Origin of the sequence: Micromonospora sp. HM5-17, from assembly GCF_003762835.1 — a bacterium.
GTDB lineage: Bacteria > Actinomycetota > Actinomycetes > Mycobacteriales > Micromonosporaceae > Plantactinospora.
Genome location: NZ_RJWA01000003.1, coordinates 657,381 through 675,660 on the forward strand (window position 1 = coordinate 657,381; position 18,280 = coordinate 675,660).

12 protein-coding genes, 1 tRNA gene and 1 other RNA gene are annotated in these 18,280 nt (G+C 70.4%); 12 read left to right on the plus strand and 2 right to left on the minus strand.

The features are described 5' to 3' along the window. The first annotated feature begins 373 nt into the window (after window positions 1–373). The 9 genes from pruA to EF879_RS12425 all read left to right on the plus strand — a co-directional run bounded on the left by pruA (window position 374) and on the right by EF879_RS12425 (window position 8,777). Window positions 374–2,002 carry an L-glutamate gamma-semialdehyde dehydrogenase gene (gene pruA / locus EF879_RS12385; protein WP_123558430.1) on the plus strand — a complete coding sequence of 543 codons (1,629 nt, stop codon included), beginning with the start codon at window positions 374–376 and terminating at the stop codon, window positions 2,000–2,002. A 552-nt stretch (window positions 2,003–2,554) separates the two neighbouring features. Next, a complete protein-coding gene (locus EF879_RS12390; RefSeq protein WP_123558432.1) occupies window positions 2,555–3,070 on the plus strand; it encodes a PadR family transcriptional regulator in 516 nt (171 codons plus the stop codon). Between the two features lie 412 nt (window positions 3,071–3,482). Next, window positions 3,483–4,604, plus strand: coding sequence for a peptide chain release factor 2 (prfB, locus tag EF879_RS12395; protein ID WP_123557946.1), 1,122 nt, complete (start codon window positions 3,483–3,485; stop codon window positions 4,602–4,604). Between the two features lie 166 nt (window positions 4,605–4,770). Then, window positions 4,771–5,451 (plus strand): cell division ATP-binding protein FtsE, encoded by a 681-nt coding sequence (gene ftsE / locus EF879_RS12400; protein ID WP_123557948.1) that lies wholly within the window; start codon window positions 4,771–4,773, stop codon window positions 5,449–5,451. A gap of 78 nt (window positions 5,452–5,529) precedes the next feature. Next, window positions 5,530–6,405, plus strand: a complete 876-nt coding sequence (gene ftsX / locus EF879_RS12405; RefSeq protein ID WP_123557951.1) for a permease-like cell division protein FtsX — start codon at window positions 5,530–5,532, stop codon at window positions 6,403–6,405. Window positions 6,406–6,617: 212 nt separating this feature from the next. Continuing rightward, window positions 6,618–7,094 (plus strand): SsrA-binding protein SmpB, encoded by a 477-nt coding sequence (gene smpB, locus EF879_RS12410; RefSeq protein WP_123557953.1) that lies wholly within the window; start codon window positions 6,618–6,620, stop codon window positions 7,092–7,094. A 211-nt stretch (window positions 7,095–7,305) separates the two neighbouring features. Next, window positions 7,306–7,681, plus strand: a transfer-messenger RNA (tmRNA) gene (gene ssrA / locus EF879_RS12415). Between the two features lie 334 nt (window positions 7,682–8,015). Next, window positions 8,016–8,570 (plus strand): YqgE/AlgH family protein, encoded by a 555-nt coding sequence (locus tag EF879_RS12420; RefSeq protein WP_123558434.1) that lies wholly within the window; start codon window positions 8,016–8,018, stop codon window positions 8,568–8,570. Between the two features lie 134 nt (window positions 8,571–8,704). After that, window positions 8,705–8,777, plus strand: a tRNA-Ala gene (locus EF879_RS12425). Between the two features lie 124 nt (window positions 8,778–8,901). On the opposite strand, the gene EF879_RS28815 is transcribed toward EF879_RS12425, so the two are convergent. After that, window positions 8,902–9,144 carry a hypothetical protein gene (locus EF879_RS28815; RefSeq protein WP_199736391.1) on the minus strand — a complete coding sequence of 81 codons (243 nt, stop codon included), beginning with the start codon at window positions 9,142–9,144 and terminating at the stop codon, window positions 8,902–8,904. 579 nt (window positions 9,145–9,723) lie between these two features. Here EF879_RS28815 and EF879_RS12435 point away from each other — a divergent pair. Then, window positions 9,724–10,389, plus strand: coding sequence for a TetR/AcrR family transcriptional regulator (locus tag EF879_RS12435; protein ID WP_123557955.1), 666 nt, complete (start codon window positions 9,724–9,726; stop codon window positions 10,387–10,389). 204 nt (window positions 10,390–10,593) lie between these two features. Further along, window positions 10,594–10,821 carry a TM2 domain-containing protein gene (locus tag EF879_RS12440; protein ID WP_123557957.1) on the plus strand — a complete coding sequence of 76 codons (228 nt, stop codon included), beginning with the start codon at window positions 10,594–10,596 and terminating at the stop codon, window positions 10,819–10,821. 87 nt (window positions 10,822–10,908) lie between these two features. Here EF879_RS12440 and EF879_RS12445 read toward each other — a convergent pair whose 3' ends face one another. Beyond that, window positions 10,909–12,879, minus strand: coding sequence for a penicillin-binding transpeptidase domain-containing protein (locus EF879_RS12445; protein ID WP_123557959.1), 1,971 nt, complete (start codon window positions 12,877–12,879; stop codon window positions 10,909–10,911). A gap of 306 nt (window positions 12,880–13,185) precedes the next feature. Here EF879_RS12445 and EF879_RS12450 point away from each other — a divergent pair, with 306 nt between their 5' ends. Then, window positions 13,186–18,255: an NAD-glutamate dehydrogenase gene (locus EF879_RS12450; protein ID WP_123557961.1), complete on the plus strand. Its 5,070-nt coding sequence runs from the start codon at window positions 13,186–13,188 to the stop codon at window positions 18,253–18,255. The last annotated feature ends 25 nt before the right edge of the window (window positions 18,256–18,280 follow it).

Consider the following 18,280-nt stretch of genomic DNA (forward strand, 5'->3'; position numbering starts at 1 on the left):
TCCCCTTCACCAGATGACCGGCCGCGTCGACGGGGCGGCGAGGGTGGCTGTGTGCGGACCCCGACCGCCAGGTCCTCAGGGTACGCGGGCCGGTCGGGGCATCCGTCCACCGGCGGTACGGTCCGGCGTGCGTCGACGCGGGCCGATGCCGCCCGGCGGCGCGGTGGGCGGTCGGGTGACCACCGGCCAGGCAGTGATCACCCGACGTGGTCCGGCGGGCGGGGACGGCGGGCTGGCCGTGGGAGGATGGGGCCGGGTCCCGCCTCCGAATCCTCCGGCACTCCCGGGGAGCCGGGTCAGGGTGTCCGGCCGACCGGCCGGCACCGGCGGGTCCGATTTCGCCGACGAAGCCGAGATCGCCCAGGAGCAGACCATGGACGCCGTTCTCTCCGTACCCGAGCCCCGCAACGAGCCGGTCCGCGACTACGCGCCCGGTAGCGCCGAGCGGGACAGCCTGCAACGCCGGCTCGGCGAGCTGGCCGCCGAGCGGCTCGACCTGCCGATGACGATCGGCGGTGTGCAGCGGATGGGCGCGGGTGCCGCGATCGACGTCGTACAGCCGCACCGGCACCAGCATGTGCTGGGGGTCACCCACAACGCAACCAACGCGGATGCGCTGGCGGCGGTGACGGCCGCCAAGCAGGCTGCCCCGATGTGGCGTAGTTTGTCCTTCGCCGAGCGGGCCGCCATCTTCCTCCGCGCCGCCGACCTGCTCTCCGGGCCGTGGCGGGACACCCTCAACGCGGCCACCATGCTCGGCCAGTCGAAGACCGTCATCCAGGCCGAGATCGACTCCGCGTGCGAGCTGATCGACTTCCTACGGTTCAACGTCGCCTTCGCCCAGAAGCTCCTCGCCGAGCAGCCACGCTCCGCGGCCGGGGTGTGGAACCGGTTCGACCACCGGCCGCTGGAGGGCTTCGTCTACGCGATCACGCCGTTCAACTTCACCGCGATCGCCGGCAACCTGCCGTCGGCGCCGGCGCTGCTTGGCAACACCGTGGTCTGGAAGCCGGCGCCGACCCAGCAGTTCGCCGCGCACTTCACCATGCGGCTCTTCGAGGCGGCCGGGCTCCCGCCCGGCGTGATTAACATGGTCACCGGGGACGGGATCGCGGTCTCCGAGGTGGTGCTCGCCGACCCCGACCTGGCCGGGATCCACTTCACCGGCTCGACGAAGGTCTTCCAGAAGCTCTGGCGTCAGGTCGGCGAGAACATCGCGAACTACCGCGGCTACCCGCGGCTGGTCGGCGAGACCGGCGGCAAGGACTTCGTGATCGCGCACGCCAGCGCCGACGTCGACGCGCTGCACGCGGCGCTGATCCGCGGGGCGTACGAGTACCAGGGGCAGAAGTGCTCCGCCGCGTCCCGGGCGTACGTGCCCCGGTCCATCTGGTACGGCGGCCTCCGTGACCGGCTCGCCGCGACCGCCGACGGGCTGACGTACGGCGACGTCACGGACTTCGCCAACTTCGGCGGGGCGGTGATCGACGCGAAGGCCTTCGCCCGGCACGTCGCGGCGCTCGACATGATCTCGAACGACCCCGCCTGCCGGATCATCGCCGGCGGCACCGCCGACGACTCGGTGGGCTACTTCGTCCGGCCGACGCTCTTCGAGTGCGACGACCCGGGACACGACTCGTTCACCACCGAGTACTTCGGGCCGATCCTCGGGGTGCACGTCTTCGACGACGCCCGGTACGACGACGTGGTCCGGCAGGCGGAGTCGATCGCGCCGTACGCCCTCACCGGGTCGATCTTCGCCACCGACCGGTACGTGATCGAACGGACCATTGAGGTGCTCCGGTACGCCGCGGGCAACCTCTACATCAACGACAAGCCCACCGGGGCGGTCGTGGGCCAGCAGCCGTTCGGCGGGGCACGGGCGAGCGGCACCAACGACAAGGCGGGCTCCTGGCACAACCTGATCCGGTGGATGTCGCCGCGGACCATCAAGGAGACCTTCGTGCCGCCGACCGACCACCGCTACCCGCACATGGGCTGACCCGCTCCCTCGGCCCGCCCGTCGCGCGCCCGGCCCGGCGGGCCCGGCGTGGTCCGTACCGGCCCGCCGGGCCCGCCGGCCGTCCCTGCTCCGGGGCCGCCTGGGGCGCCCGGCGGCCGTCGGTGCGGGCGGCAGGGCGACGACCGGCAGGCGGGGGTCGGTCCGGCCGGGGCCGGGGACGGGCGGGCCGACGGCGGGCGCGGCCGGGCGATGGCGGGAGCGCCCGCCGGGACCGTGGTCGACGTCTCGGGCCGCCGTTGCCCGGGCGGCCCCGGAGCTGGTTCCGGCAAATGCCCGCATAAGCGGCGAGAATGGACTAACCTCCCCAATTGGCACAGGCCGCGCCATCCGCCCCTTGCGGTTCGGGTCCGCGGTCGCCGGCAGCCACCTCGGCCCTCGCTCCGGCCGGCCCTCCCGGCCGCGCCGCCGCGCGCTCATCTATCGATCGTCCTCATCCGACTGTCTGCCACCGACAGTGCACAATGGAGACCTTGACCAGCGGATAGTGGCAAATCCTGGACGCGGCGGCGGCAAAGTGGCAGCGTGGAGGCCATGGCGGATGTTGGTATCAACCCTACTGCGGCAGCCCTGCTCGGGCTGCTCCACGAAGGACCGATGACGGGCGGTCAGTTGATGGCCGCCGCCGAGCGGCGGCTGGCGCCGTACTGGTCGATGACGCGCAGCCAGGTCTACCGCGAGTTGCCGGTATTGGCCGAGCAGGGTCTGGTCCGGCTCGGCAAGCCCGGCCCCCGGTCCAGCCAGCCGTACGCGATCACCGCGGCTGGGAAACGGACATTTTCCCGCTGGCTCACCGAGGTGCCGGGGAAGGACACGATCCGCAACCCGACGGCGCTCCGGGTCGCCTTCGGCCCGCAGCACACGGCCAGCCAGTTGCGCGCCCTCTATACCAGCGCGAACGAGTATCACACCGCGGCGCTCGCCTCGGCCCGGGAGCAGGCCCGGGACGCGAGGAAGGCCGGGGACACGTTCGGCGCGGCCGCGCTGGAGTTCGCGGTCGCGTACCACAAGGCAGCGCTCTCCTGGCTGAAGAACGCACCTGTCGCCTGATCCACGGCGACGGGCGTGGGGAGCCCCGGACCCGGCAGCGTGGGACGTCGCTCGCCGGTGGGGCGGTCACCCCGGTGCCGCCGCCGTCGGCCGGTCGTGGCCGGCCCGGCCCTCCGCGTTTCCGGTCCGCTCGTCGGTGGCCGTGCGCACGATGGTCCCGACTCGTCGCGTGATCGTCCGCGATCGGCTCGCGTGTTCGGCCGTGACGGCCGGCGTGATCGTCCCGGACCCGCCGTACGGTCGTCCCTGACGCGGCGCATGATCGGCCGTGATCCGCCGGCATGATCATCGCATGGGCGGCGGATGATCGTCCACGCCTGGCCGGTGCCCCGGCGGACGCCCGCCGGACGCGCGGGCGCGCTCCGTCGGCGTGGTGACCCGACCCGCTGGGCGACCAGTACTCTTGACTGTCGTGACCGCTGCCGAATTCGCCGACCAACTGAAGGACCTTGACGCCACCCTGCGCAACATCGAGGCCGTCCTCGATGTCGACAAGCTGCGTCAGAGCAAGGCAGAGCTCGAGGAGGCGGCCTCCGCGCCGGATCTCTGGGACGACCAGGCCCGAGCCCAGGAGGTGACCTCCAAGCTCTCGTACGTCAACGGGGAGATCGCCAAGCTGGAGAGCCTGCGCGGTCGGCTCGACGACGCCCGCGTGCTGCTCGAACTCGCCGAGGCGGAGGCGGACGCCGGGGCGCTCAGCGAGGTCGAGGCGGAGATCGGCGGCCTGACGAAGGCGATCCAGGAGTTGGAGATCCGGACCCTGCTCTCCGGTGAGTACGACTCCCGGGAGGCGCTGGTCGCGATCCGGGCCGGGGCCGGTGGCGTGGACGCCGCCGACTTCGCCGAGATGCTGCTGCGGATGTACCTGCGCTGGGCGGAGCGGCACGGCTACCCGACCGAGGTGTACGAGACCTCCTACGCCGAGGAGGCGGGGCTGAAGTCCGCCACGTTCGCGGTCAAGGTCCCGTACGCCTACGGCACGCTCAGCGTCGAGGCGGGCACCCACCGGCTGGTCCGGATCAGCCCCTTCGACAACCAGGGCCGCCGGCAGACCAGCTTCGCCGGGGTGGAGGTGCTGCCGGTCGTCGAGCAGACCGACCACATCGACATCCCGGAGAACGAGATCCGGGTCGACGTCTACCGGTCATCGGGTCCCGGCGGGCAGAGCGTGAACACCACCGACTCGGCGGTGCGGATCACGCACCTGCCCACCGGGATCGTGGTGACCTGCCAGAACGAGAAGTCGCAGCTCCAGAACAAGGCCTCCGCGCTGCGGGTGCTCCAGGCCCGGCTGTTGGAGCGTAAGCGCCAGGAGGAACAGGCCAAACTGGAGGGACTCAAGGTGGACGCCGCGGGTTCCTGGGGCGACCAGATGCGGTCGTACGTCCTGCACCCGTATCAGATGGTGAAGGATCTGCGTACCGAGCACGAGACGGGCAACCCGGCCGCGGTCTTCGACGGCGACCTGGACGCGTTTATCGAGGCGGGAATCCGGTGGCGCAAGCAGCGGCAGCTCGCCGGCGAGACGGTGTGAACACGTTTCGCGTCGGCATCGACGCGATCCGTTGACCACTGCTGACGGTTCCCGTGTGCGACGTGTAAACGGGGATCAACACAGTGCAAAATCGGCACAAAATGTCGGGCGGACAGGCCGGGATCCGGGCTTGGCCTTTTCGTTATGACGCGTAGACTCACCACCCGTGATTCAGCTTGAGCACGTGACGAAGACGTACCCCAAGGCGTCCCGGCCATCGCTCGACGACGTGTCGGTCTCGATCGAGAAGGGCGAGTTCGTCTTCTTCATCGGTCCCTCCGGTTCCGGCAAGTCGACGATCATCAAGCTGCTGTTGCACGAGATCACCCCCAACAAGGGGCGGGTCTACGTGAACAACAAGGACGTCACCTCGATGCGGTCGTGGAAGATTCCCACCTTCCGCCGCACGATTGGGTGCGTCTTCCAGGACTTCCGGTTGCTGCCCAACCGCACCGCGTACGAGAACGTCGCGTTCGCCCTCGAGGTCATCGGCAAGACCAAGGCGGTCGCCCGCCGGGTCGTACCCGAGGTGCTGGAGCTGGTCGGGCTCGGCGGAAAGGAGCACCGCTACCCGCACGAGCTCTCCGGCGGCGAGCAGCAGCGGGTGGCGGTGGCGCGGGCCTTCGTCAACCGGCCGCTGATCCTGCTGGCTGACGAGCCGACCGGGAACCTCGACCCGGACACGTCCATCGAGATCATGCGCCTGCTCGACCGAATCAACCGCACCGGCACCACGGTCGTGATGGTCACCCACGACTCCAACATCGTGAACCAGATGCGTCGGCGCGTCATTGAGATCGAGAGCGGTCGGATCGTGCGTGACCAGGCCCGGGGTGTCTACGGCTGAGCGGACCGGGTCGGGAAACCCCGACGGCGCTGATTCGACGACGAACGACCCCCAGCGGAGATCCGGAAGGAACCCCCGATGCGCTTGAAATACGTCCTGTCCGAGGTAATGGTCGGGCTGTGGCGCAACGTGACCATGACCATCGCGATGATCATCACGATGGCGGTCTCCCTCACGATGCTTGGCGCGAGCGGCCTGATGTACCTCCAGGTCGACGCGATGAAGGACGCGTACTACAAGGACATTGAGGTATCGATATTCCTTGACGCCTCCGTGACCGATCAGCAGCGCGCCGAGCTGCAGACGGAGCTGGAGAGCGATCCGCTGGTCCGAAAGGTCAAGCACGAGACCAAGGAAGAGGCGTACGAGCGGTTCAAGGAGCTCTTCGCTGACTCGCCCGACCTGGTCAACGCGGTCCAGGCGGACAAGCTGCCCGAATCGTTCCGGATCAACCTCGTCGACCCCGAGCAGTACCAGCAGATCTTCGACAAGTACAAGGACCGGGAGGGGATCGACGACATCATCGACCAGCGTCGGCTCCTCGAGCAGATCTTCAACATCCTCGGCGCGATCCAGAACATGGCGCTGGTCTCGGCCTCGGTGATGGCGATCGCGGCCCTGCTGCTGGTCGCGAACACGATCCAGGTGGCCGCCTACAGCAAGCGCCGCGAGGTCGCGGTCATGAAGCTGGTCGGCGCCTCGAACTGGTTCATCCAGGCGCCGTTCGTCCTCGAGGCCGTGGTCGCCGGCCTGCTCGGCGCGATCATCGGCTTCGGCGCGCTCGTCCTCGGCAAGATCTTCCTGCTCGACGGCTCGCTACGGGACCTGACCGACCTGTTGACCCCGATCAGGTGGGGCACGGTGTTGCTGATGTTGCCGTTCATGGCGACCGTCGGCGGTCTGGTCAGCGCGATCACCGCCTGGGTGACGCTCCGCTTCTACCTGCGGGTCTAGCTGCCGGCGGCGGTACCCCGCGGGGGCGGGTTGGCCGGCCCGCCCGCCGTGTCGGGTCCGCCCGTCCCTTCGCGGCGGCCCGGCCGACAGGTCGGATCCCGACGGCGCATCGGTGGTGTGCAGGGCCCCGGCTGGCGCGACGAGCGCGAGCCAGGGGCCCTGCGTGGTGAGGTAGCATTGCGCGGTTGTCCAGCAGCTGAGGAGGTGTGGCCATGCCACGGGAGAAGGGACGCAAGGTCGTCGCCTCCAATCGCAGGGCGCGGCACGACTATGCCATCCTCGACACCTACGAGGCGGGGATGGCGCTGACCGGCACCGAGGTCAAGTCGTTGCGTGCCGGTCGGGCGTCCCTGGTCGACGCCTTCGCCCAGGAGCGGGACGGCGAGATCTACCTGCACGGCATGCACATCCCCGAGTACGCCCAGGGGACCTGGACCAATCACGAGCCTCGGCGTACCCGCAAGCTGCTGCTCAAGCGCCACGAGATCAACCGGTTGATCGGCAAGCTGCGGGAGAGCGGCCTCACCCTGGTGCCGCTCTCCGTCTACTTCTCCGACGGCTGGGCCAAGGTCGAGATCGGGCTGGCCAAGGGTAAGAAGACGTACGACAAGCGGCAGGATCTGGCCAGGAGGGACGCCGAGCGGGAGATGATGCGGGCCACCGGCCGGCGCGGTAAGGGAGTGGGGTAACCGATCCCCCGGGGCCTTCGTCCGGTCCGGCCCGTCCTGGGGTGTTACCAACCTCTCGTCCGGCTTCCGGCACGCCGGCGGGTATCCGGAATGAAGGTCGCGGCGCGAGGCGTTAGTCTTAGGAGCGACTGTCGGGCGGAGGTCCGCCGGCGGTAACCGGCCTGCTGGCCGGTCCGGACGGACCCCACCGGTTCGTGCGGTGGGACAACTGGGGGGTGACTGGTTTCGACTTCGTACGTTGCGGCAGGGGAAGCGAGCCGAGGAAGCCGACGTCGTCTCGTGAATCGTTCGTCGGAAAACAACAAGCGCCAAGCAGAATCGCGCTGACTTCGCTCTCGCCGCCTGAGGCGGGTAGCGGGTCTGTCGGCCTGGGAGTGCCTTCGGCCCAGTTTGCCGGCATCAGCTAGGAGGCTGGCCAATCGAACCCGGTCGCGGGGTTTGTGCGGCGAGATCAATCAGCGACTGGGCCCGTCACACCGACTCGCTCGCGTGATCGGAGGGGCCGAGTAGAGGCACAGCGAGCTGCGCTCGGAGAAGCCCTGGCAAGGCGACGAAGGACCCGGGTTCGATTCCCGGCACCTCCACAGGTAGGCGCCCCCGGTCGACAGACCGGGGGCGCAGTCGTAGGCGCGGGGCGGATGCGCGCCCGCCAGACGCGCCGCCGCATCGGCCACACGCTCCGCGGACTGACCGCACAGACCTTAACCGCGGCCAGTGGCGCAGGCTATGGTGCGAGGCATGGCGTTTACTGCGCGCAGAATCACTGTCGACGCGGCGGATTCGGCCCCACCGTCCCGGCTTCCGGCGGTGCGGTCCGAGGACCCCGGGCCGCGATCCGGGATGCGGGCCATGCCGTCCGGACGGGCCGGGTAGCGGGTGGCTGGCGTGTTCGGTGAGGGGCAGGCGATCGGGGGACGGTCGATGGAGTCGATGACCGGGCAGTTGCTGGTCGCGACCCCGGCGTTGAAGGATCCGAACTTCGACCGGACGGTGGTGCTGCTGGTCGCCCACGAGCCCGGCGGAGCGCTGGGCGTCGTGCTCAACCGCGCCACCGAGGTACCGGTCTCCGAGGTGCTGGGCGCCTGGGGTGGGCTGGCCCGGGATCCCGCCGTGCTCTTCGAGGGTGGTCCGGTGCAGCCGGAGTCGGCGATCTGCCTGGCCCGGATGCGGACCCCGAACCAGCGGGTGAAGGGTATCCACCAGGTGACCGGCTCGGTCGGGACGGTGGACCTGTCGGTGGATCCGGAGCGGCTCCGGGACGCGGTCACCGGGATCCGGGTCTTTGCCGGGTACTCCGGCTGGTCGCCCGGACAGTTGGAGGAGGAGGTGGCCCGGGGATCATGGTTCGTGCTCGACGCGCTGCCCGGTGACGCCTTCATGGAGCGGCCGGATGATCTCTGGGCAATGGTGCTGCGCCGCCAGGGCGGCATCATGGCCGCCGTCGCCCACTTCCCGCCGGACCCGCTGCTGAACTGAGTGGCGCCGGCGCGGGGCACGGCCGGGTCCCCGGGCGAGGGGGGTACCCAGATGACCGGGGCGCGGGAGGTGTGTACTATTGCCCGGGTGCCCGAGAGATCGGGCAGGTGATGCGGAGACGGATCACCTGATAAGGGGCCGTGGCGCAGCTGGTAGCGCACCACACTGGCAGTGTGGGGGTCAGGGGTTCGAGTCCCCTCGGCTCCACCCTCGGCTGATGCCCTGGTCAATCCCAGACGGATTGGCCAGGGCATCAGCGTTTGATGACGGCTCTGACGGCGTGCCGGATGCGTGTCAGGTCACGCCGTGATCTTCCCTGGTGCCTCCTCGATCACGGCTCTGCCCAGTCGTCGTCGCCGGGGAGCAGGATCATGCGGTGGGCGTCGAGGGCGTCGGCCATCGCGGCGAACGTCTCGCCGTCCCATGCCGGCAGCGGTTGACCGGACGGGTCGGGATCGGCGCCGTGGTCGAGGAAGAACTGTTCGGCGCCGGCGGGGGTGTAGAAGACCAGGAGCGTGGCCGGCTCCGTGCCGATGTTCTTGAACGCGTGGCGGGTGCCGCGCGGGATGTAGATGAAGTCGCCCGCGCCCGTCGAAGGTGCCGCCGCCGTTGACGAACCGGAACGATCCGGAGGCGACGTAGAAGGCCTCGTCCTCGCCGCCGTGCGCGTGCGGGACGTTGCCGAACCCGGGCGCCACCTGGCACTCCATCAGGCTCAGCCGACCGGCGGTCTGGTCTCCCGTCACCTTGACCCGGAAGGTCTCCCGGCCGCCATTGATCAGCCTGACCGTTCCTTCGGTGTTGCGGACCACGAAGCCGTTGGCGGCGGTCCAGATGGGATCGTTCCGGTCCGGTACCGGCAGGCGCAGGTCGATGCTCATTGCCTCTCCTTGGGTCATCGTCTGCTTCGGACCGATCCGTCGCAGACGCGCTGGTAGGTGCCTGTGCGTGGGTCAGCGCCGGTCGGGCACGGAGACCCCGGGCGCCGGGCCCGCCGGGTCGCCGCCGTCGGCGACGCGCCGGCACCGGTCCGGCAACCCCGCACCCGTATCGATGTCGTCCGCTTGGGTGCACCATACGTCCGTCATTGAACGTCGTTCAATGAGGCGGGTATCACTGAACAGCGTTCAATCGGCTGTGGGACGATGACCGGATGACCGCGCCGCTCACCCGACGACAGGCCGCCACCGAACAGACCCGCCAACGCCTCCTCGCCGCCGCCACCGAGCTGTTCTCCCGTCGCCCGTACGCGGACGTCACCGTCGGCGACATCGCCCGCGCCGCCGGTGTGTCCCAGGGTCTGCTGGCACACCACTTCGTCAACAAGCACGGCGCGTACGTGGCGACGCTGCGTGAAGCCCGACGCCGCCTCGGGACCCTCGCGGCGACCGACCCGGAACTGTCGCCGGGCGAGCGCCTGCGCGCCCACTGGAGAGACCACTTCAGCTACCTGGCGGCCCACCCCGAGCTGGCCCTGAACCTGATCCTCACGCACGCGGGCACCCCCGAGGCCACCGCGGAGTTCGAGGCCGCCCGCCGCGAGGGCCTATGCGACACCTGCCTGCTGCTCGGGCTCGACCCGGACCAGCCCGCCGTCGCGATGCTCATGCGCGCGTTCGGCGACAGCATGGATCGGCTCACCGCCGAATGGCTACGCGCCGGACAGCCGTTCACCATCCCGGTGCTCATCGAGACCGGCATCCAGCTGCTCGCCGGAACCCTGCGCGGACTACCCGTGATCGATCCCGCCGTCCGGGTCGACCGGGCGCTCCGCCTGCTGCGGACGGGTGGCCGAGGGACCGCCGGACGTACGGCCTGACCCCGGAGGGCGGCCCGGCGACGACGCCGACGGTAGGGGCGTCGGTGGGCCACCCGGGTGGGCCGGTCCGGCCGGTCACGGGACAGCGCGAACGCCCTGGCTGAGGTAGTGTGCGCGTTCGTCGTTCCCGCCGGACCGGTGTCCGCGGGGACGTGCCGCGCCGTACCCCGGCGCGTTTCCCTGTCTGTCCTGAAAGGAACAACGATGTCCACAACCGGCCCGGCCCCCGGGCAGCGGTCCTGGCTCGTCGCCGTGCTGCTCTGCTTCTTCCTCGGCGGCCTCGGAATCCACCGGTTCTACGTCGGCAAGATCGGCACCGGCATCCTCATGCTCATCACCTTCGGCGGCTTCGGCCTCTGGGCGCTGATCGACTTCATCATGATCCTGATCGGCAAGTTCACCGACAAGCAGGGCAACGAGCTGGCCCGCTGATCGGTCGACGTTCCGCCCCGGCCCCGGCGGTCGGGGCGGTGCATCCTCGGCACGGACGCGGTGGAGCGCGACGGTCTCGATCGCCGCTCAGCGGGCGGCGAGGCCGCGTAGGAACCTCTCGGCGATCGGTACGGCGGTTGCCGTACTCGATCCTCCCTGCTCCACGAAGACCGCGAACGCGACGTCCCCCTGCCAGCCCACGAACCAGGCGTGGGTGTGCGCCGGATCGTTGTCGTACTCCGCGGTGCCGGTCTTGCCGGAGACCGGGCCACCCGGTACGTCCCGCAGCGCGGTGCCGGTCCCCGCGGTGACCACCTCCCGCATCATCGTGCGCAGCGGCTCGACCGAGCCGGGCTTCAGCTGCGGGCCCGGCGGCGCCGGGTCGCCCGGGGACGGCTCCAACACCAGCTTCGGCTGCTGCCACTGGCCCCGGGCCACCGCCGCGGTGGCCGCCGCCATCGCGAGCGGGCTGACCACCGTGGTGCCCTGGCCGAAGGCCGCGGCGGCCCGCTCGGTGGCCGAACCGCCGGTGGAGACCGTGCCGGTGAAGACGTCGACGCCGAGCCGCCAGTCTCCCTCCAGCCCCAGGCTGCGGCCGGCGTTGGCGAGCCCGTCCGGGCCCAGCCGCGGCGCCAGCTTGGCGAAGGCGGTGTTGCAGGACGCGGCGAAGTCGGTCCGGAACGGCACGGTCCCGAGCGCGAAGTTGTCGGAGTTCTTGAAGGAGCGGCCGTCGACGGTGAACCTCCGAGGGCAGTCGACGGGGGTGTCCAGGGTGACCGCCCCGGCGTCGAGCAGCCCGAGCGCGCTGACCATCTTGAAGGTCGAGCCGGGTGGCACCCGGGCGGTGAAGGCGAGGTTCTCGGCGGTTCCGCTGTTCGCCGCGGCGAGCACCGCGCCGTCACTGATCCGGAGCGCGACCAGGGCACTGCGCCGCGACGTACCGCGTAGTGCGGCGTCCGCCGCGTTCTGGGTCGGCACGTCGAGGGTGGTCTTCACCGGCGTCCCCGGCCTGGGCTCCTGCCGGAACACCTCGGTGCCGGTCGGGCTGACCGAGCCGTCCGGTCGCCGGCTCATGATGATCACACTGGTCCCCGCGGTGCCCCGGAGCTGCTTCTCGTACCGGCCCTGGAGCCCGCCGTGCCCGACCATGTCGCCGAGTTCGTAGACGCCGGGCTCGGCGGCCATGTCGTCGGCCTGGACCGGGTCGACGGAGCCGAGCAGGGCCCGGGCGAACTCCCGGGTCGGGGCGAGTTCCCGCTGCTCCTCGCGGAACTTCGTCCCGGGTAGGTCGTAGATGCGCGGCTTGATCTGCAGGTACGCCTCCCGGCGGAGGCTGACCACGTCGACGAAGGCGTTCGGCTTCGCCTCCTTCAGCCGGTCGGGCAGATCGGAGAGGTCGATCGGCGGCTCGATCCGGGGACGGATCGCCCGGAATGCCGCGTCGAGCTTCCGGACCAGGTCCGGTACGTCGGTCACCTGGTCGGGCTGCACCCCGACCACCACCACCGGGCGCGGCCGGACGATCGGCTCCCCGGCGGCGTCGGTGATGGCGCCCCGGGGTGCCGTCAGCCAGCGCAGCGCCAACTGGTCACCGCTGGTGAGCTGGGGTTGGACGATCTTCGGCTCCCAGATGATCTGCCAGTCGTCCTGGTCGCCTCGGGTGAGCCGAAGCTCCGACGGATACGTCCAGTGCGTGTCACCCGGCAGGGTCCAGTCCACCCGTACGGTGGCGGTCGCGCTGTCTTCTGTGATCTTCGCCGCACCCTCTCGGCTGAGCGCGGGCGGCGTCTTGGCGAGATCGCCGGAGAGTTGTTTGATCTCCTCGGTCACCTCGGTGGCCGGGATCCGCTGCCCGGCCGGGTTCCGGAAGCCGACCTGGTGGAGATCGCCACCGCGCCAGCCGGCGAGGAAGGCATCGACGACCCGCTCGGGCCCGTCGTCGTCCGAGCAGGCTCCAAGCGACCCGGTGGCGAGCAGCAGGCCGGCCAACGCCGCGGCCGGCAGGCGGCGGGAGACCCGTCGCTGAGGACGCGGACGGAGTGGGGGCAGGATGCGCATGCCGTGGTCACCTACCGAAGGTTCGCACCGTCGAGGCTCCCTCGGCGGCAGCCTGACCGTAGTACACCCAGATTCCCCGCAGCTGCCCTGGCGTCGGGCTTGTGACGTCGGTCGGACTGCCGTGGGTGATGGCGGGGGCAGTGTGGGTAATCCGGGGCGGACGTGCCCGTTACCCACCGCGGGTTACGGGACACCGTCCGGATCCGGCCCTCCGGCCGGCGGTCCGCTGACGAGCGTGTGGATCGGCAGGGCCTAGTCTGGGCGGAGAGTGACCCACGGCGTGGTGGGTCGAGGGGAGTGGCACCGATGAACCGGCGTCCGGCGATCAAACCGGAACCCGCTCTTCGGCCGGCGTCCGCCGGCCGGGACGACAGCTACGACTCGGCAATCGACGACGACGGACCGGGGGCGCGACTCGCCTCCGGCGTCACCGGCGTGCCGGGGGCCAGCGTCGACACCCTGTACGACCTCGGATTACCCCCGGAGGCGCTGGCCGACGACGTCGAGGAGCAGGATCTTGACGAGCCGGTGCCGAATGCCGAGCGAATGGTCGCCCAGGCCGTGGCGCTGGCCGGCGACGACCACGACGCGGCGACCCTGGTCGACCGGTTCTGGCGGTTCGCTCCGGACGAGGAGCTGATCGGCATCACCCCCGAGGAGATGCTGGCCGCCGCCCAGGCGCACCGGGAGTTGGCCGAGCAACGGGTGCCGGGAGAGCTGAAGCTGCGGATCCACGAGCCGGCACCCGAGCAGCAGCACACCGTGATCGAGATCATCACGGATGATATGCCCTTTTTGGTGGACTCTGTCACGGCGTTGCTGACCGGCCACCATCTCGACATCCACATGTTGGTCCACCCGCTGGTCGTGGTGCGACGGGAGCCGCTCGGTCGGCTGATCGAGGTCGCCGCCGACGTGGAGCCGGATGACGCGATCGACGGCGACATCGTCGAGAGCTGGATGCGGATCGAGATCGACCCGGTCCGCAACCCCGAGGACCGGGACCGGCTGCGCGCCGAGTTGCAGCGGGTCCTGACCGACGTCCGCGAGGCGGTCGAGGACTGGCCGAAGATGCGCCAGCGGGCCCTGGCGATCGCCGACGAGCTGGCCGCCGCCCGAACCGGAGAGAACCGCCCTCCGGTGCCGGAAAAGGACATCACAGACTCGGTGGAGCTCCTGCGCTGGTTGGCGCACGACCACTTCACCTTCCTCGGCTACCGGGAGTACCGGCTGGTCGACACCGACCAGGGTCCCGCGCTCCAGGCGGTCCTCGGCAGCGGGCTCGGCATCCTGCGCCAGGACTCCCCCCGGCCGCGGGCGCTCTCCTCGATGACCCCCGAGGCAGCCGCGAAGGTGCGGGAGAAACGGCTTCTCATCATCACCAAGGCCAACTCCCGGGCCACCGTGCACCGCTCGGCGTACCTGGACTACATCGCGTTCAAGGTCTTCGACTCCAGCGGCGAGGTGGTGGGGGAGCGGCGGTTCCTCGGCCTGCTCGCCACCGCCGCGTACCGGACCAGCGTGCGCGAGCTGCCGGTGGTGCGGCGGAAGGTCGCCGAGGTGCTGGAGCGCTCCGGGCTCAGCCCGCGTAGCCACTCCGGCAAGGACCTGTTGCAGATCCTGGAGACGTACCCGCGGGACGAGCTGTTCCAGATCAAGACCGACGACCTCTACCAGGCGGTCATCGGCGTACTCCGGATGGCCGGCCGCCGCCAGCTCCGGGTCTTCCTGCGCCGGGACGCCTACGGGCGCTTCATCTCCTGTCTGATCTACCTCCCCCGGGACCGGTTCACCACCCAGAACCGGCTGCGGATGCAGGAGATCCTGCTCCGCGAGCTGAACGGGATCGGCGTCGACTACACCACCCGGGTGACCGAGTCCATGCTCGCCCGGGTGCACTTCATCGTGCGGACCGACCCGACCAACCCGCCCGGCGAGGTCGACGCGGACCTGCTCGCCGAGCAGCTGGCCGACGCGACCCGGCTATGGGACGACGACTACCGGCTGCTGCTGGAGCGCAAGCTCGGCGACGAGCAGGCCAAGCGCCTCTTCACCCGGTACGCGGACGCGTTCCCCGAGGGCTACAAGGACAGCCACACGCCGTACGAGGCGATGAAGGACCTCGCCAAGCTGGAGCTGCTCGAGGAGCCGGGCCAGCTCGAGATGCACATGTTCCGCAAGTTCATCCCGCCCCGACCGCCGGCGGCGGGCGCGGAACAGAAGACCGAGGCGCCGGCCGCCGCCGAGGAGGTCCGGTTCAAGGTCTACCGGTACGGCGAGCCGATGATGCTCTCCGCGGTCCTGCCGGTGCTGCACTCGCTGGGCGTACGGGTGATCGACGAGCATCCGTACGAGGTGGAGCGGATCGACGGTCGGATCTACCTCTACGACTTCGGCCTGGAGCTGCCGGACGGCGCCCGGGACCTCGCCGAGGTGCGTCCGCACGTCGAGAACGCGTTCTCCGCCACCTGGCGGGGCGAGGCCGAGGTCGACGGCTTCAACGAGCTGGTGCTGCGCGGCGGCCTGACCTGGCGGCAGGTCGTCGTGCTGCGGGCGTACGCGAAGTACCTGCGTCAGGCCGGCACGGTCTTCTCCCAGGAGTACATGGAGGCCACCTTCATCGCGTACCCGGAACTCGCCGCGGCGCTGGTGGACCTCTTCGAGACGCGGTTCTCCCCGACGCTCGGGCTCAGCGCGGAGGAGCGGGCGCTACGCGGCAAGGAGCTGGTCGCCACGATCGGGCAGCGGCTCAACGAGGTGAACAGCCTGGACCAGGACCGGATCCTGCGGTCGTACCTGACGTTGATCCAGGCCACCCTCCGGACCAGCTTCTACCAGCGGCGCACCGACGGACGGCCGAAGCCGTACGTGGCGTTCAAGCTGGACCCGCAGGCGGTGCCCGACCTGCCGGCGCCCCGGCCGAAGTACGAGATCTTCGTGTACTCGCCCCGGTTCGAGGGGGTCCACCTGCGGTTCGGCCCGGTGGCCCGCGGTGGCATCCGCTGGTCCGACCGGCGGGAGGACTTCCGGACCGAGGTGCTCGGCCTGGTCAAGGCGCAGATGGTGAAGAACGCCGTGATCGTGCCGGTCGGCGCCAAGGGCGGCTTCGTGCTGAAGCAGAAGCCCGGGGACCGGGACGAGGCGGTCGCCTGCTACCAGGAGTTCATCTCCGCCCTGCTGGACGTGACCGACAACCTGGTGGGTGGGCAGGTCGTGCCGCCGGAGGACGTGGTCCGGCACGACGGCGACGACCCGTACCTGGTGGTGGCGGCGGACAAGGGGACGGCGACGTTCTCCGACATCGCCAACGAGATCTCCGTCTCCCGGGGCTTCTGGCTCGCCGACGCGTTCGCCTCCGGCGGTTCCGCGGGCTACGACCACAAGAAGATGGGGATCACCGCCCGGGGCGCCTGGGAGTCGGTGAAGCGCCACTTCCGTGACATGGGGATCGACACCCAGACCCAGGACTTCACCGTGGTCGGGGTCGGCGACATGTCCGGCGACGTCTTCGGCAACGGGATGCTGCTCTCCGAGCACATCAAGCTGGTGGCCGCCTTCGACCACCGGCACATCTTCCTCGACCCGAACCCGGACCCGGCGACCTCGTACGCCGAACGGCGGCGGCTCTTCGGCATCCCGCGGTCGTCCTGGGCGGACTACAACCCGGACCTGATCTCCGAGGGAGGCGGGGTCTACCCGCGTACGGCGAAGTCGATCCCGATCACCCCGCAGGTCCGGGCGGCGCTGGGCATCGAGGAGGAGGTGGAGTCCCTCTCCCCGCCGGAGCTGATGCGGGCGATCCTGACCGCCCCGGTGGACCTGTTCTGGAACGGCGGCATCGGCACCTACGTCAAGGCCTCCTCGGAGTCGCACGCCGAGGTGGGGGACAAGTCCAACGACGCGATCCGGGTGGACGGCCGGGACCTGCGCTGCAAGGTCGTCGGCGAGGGCGGCAACCTGGGCTTCACCCAGGTCGGCCGGATCGAGTACGCCATGGCGGGCGGCCGGATCTTCACCGACTTCATCGACAACGCCGCCGGGGTCGACACCTCGGACCACGAGGTGAACATCAAGATCCTGCTCGGCGCGGCCGTGGCCGACGGCGAGCTGAGCCGGCCGGACCGGGACGCGCTTTTGGCCGAGATGACCGACGAGGTCGCCGAGCTGGTACTCCGGGACAACTACGACCAGGCCCGGGCGATCGGCAACGCACTGGCCCAGGCGCCGTCGCTGCTGCCGGTGCACCGGCGGATGATCTCCGACTTCGAGCGCGCCGGCCACCTGAACCGGGAACTGGAGGCGCTGCCGCCGGACGAGGAACTGGCGGCCCGGACCGACTCCGGGCTGACCGCGCCGGAGTTCGCGGTGCTGCTCGCGTACGTCAAGATCGTGCTGGAGCGGGAGATCCTGGCCGACGGGATCGCCGACGAGGAGTGGACCTCGGACGTGCTGGCCGGCTACTTCCCGACCCCGCTGCGCGAGCGGTACGCCCACCGGATGGCCGAGCACCGGCTGCGCCGGGACATCGTCACCACGGTGCTGGTCAACGAGGCGGTCAACCGGGGCGGCATCACGTTCGTCTACCGGGTGGTCGAGGAGACCGGCGCGACCCCGGCCGACGTGATCCGGGCGTACGTGGTGGTCCGGGACGTGTTCCGGCTGAATGACGTCTGGGCGGCGGTCGAGGCGCTGGACAACAAGGTCCCGACCGAGGTGCAGACCGGGGTCTACCTGGACACCCGCCGGCTGCTCGACCGGGCGGTCCGGTGGCTGGTCACCAACCGGCGCTCGCCGATCGACGTCCCGGCGGAGATCGCCCGGCTTCGCGACGGGGTGGCGCGGCTGCTGCCGGAGCTCGGCCGACTCTTCGTCGGCAGCGAACGCGCCGCGCTGGAGGCACACGTCGAATCGTTGGTGCAGCGGGGACTGCCGCGGGACCTGGCCGAGCAGGCGACCCGGTTGATGTACGGTTTCGGGCTGCTCGACGTGGTGGAGACGGCTGCCGCGACGGGCCGGGACGTCGGTGAGGTGGCCGCCGTCTACTACGTCCTCTCGGACCGCTTCCGGGTCGACTCGCTGCTGTCGAAGATCTCCCTGCTGCCCAGGGAGGACCGCTGGCAGACGCTGGCCCGGATGGCCCTGCGCTACGACCTGTACGCCGCCCTCGCGGCGCTCACCGCGGAGGTGCTCGGCGCGACACCGGCCGACCTACCGGCCGAGGAGCGGGTGCAGGAGTGGGAACGGTCGAACGCCATCTCGATCAGCCGTACCCGCAAGGCGATGGGGGAGTTCGATGAGTCCCGGGCGGATCTGGCGGCGCTCTCCGTGCTGCTACGGCAGATCCGCACCCTGGTGCGTACCTCGGCGGCCGGCTGACCCGCCGAACCGGTGGTCCGCGGCC